This window comes from Adlercreutzia sp. DFI.6.23, from assembly GCF_024462535.1.
Taxonomy (GTDB): Bacteria; Actinomycetota; Coriobacteriia; order Coriobacteriales; family Eggerthellaceae; genus Adlercreutzia; species Adlercreutzia rubneri.
Genome location: NZ_JANGBP010000084.1, coordinates 1 through 440, shown reverse-complemented (window position 1 = coordinate 440; position 440 = coordinate 1). Strand labels below are relative to the sequence as shown.

The window sequence follows — 440 nt, the reverse complement described above, 5'->3', positions numbered from 1 at the left end:
CGAACCCACGAGCATGCCCACCCCGAAGGCCGCCTCGGCCAGAGACGCCGCATGGCCGTCGCCGCCGAAATGCTGATAGGTCATGAGCGGGAACACCGCCGACAGCGGCCCGAAGATCATCATGCCGACGGTGACGCCGCCGATCAACAGCACGAGCCCGCGCGTCTTCGCAATGGCGCGCCAGCCATCGCGCAGGTTCGCCAGTACGTGCTGACCTTCGGCCGTCGCATCCACCTCCGTGGGAATCTTCGCCAGGGCCAGGCCGAGGATGGCCACGCCGGCTCCGGCGAAATCGAGGAACATCACCGAGGAGAAGCCGAGGGTGGTTCAAACCTATCGACTCAGGCAGAGCCGCGGTCAAACTATTCCGTAGCATCCTCCGCATCAACCACGGCCACAGCCTCTTCAGCAGCCTCGGCGAGGTCGGCGGCCTCGGCAAC

The 440-nt window shown here is 66.1% G+C and carries 1 pseudogene; it reads right to left on the bottom strand.

The features are described from left to right. A pseudogene (locus NE591_RS12450) lies at positions 1–306 on the bottom strand (MFS transporter); the annotation flags it as partial. Positions 307–440 lie beyond the last annotated feature (134 nt).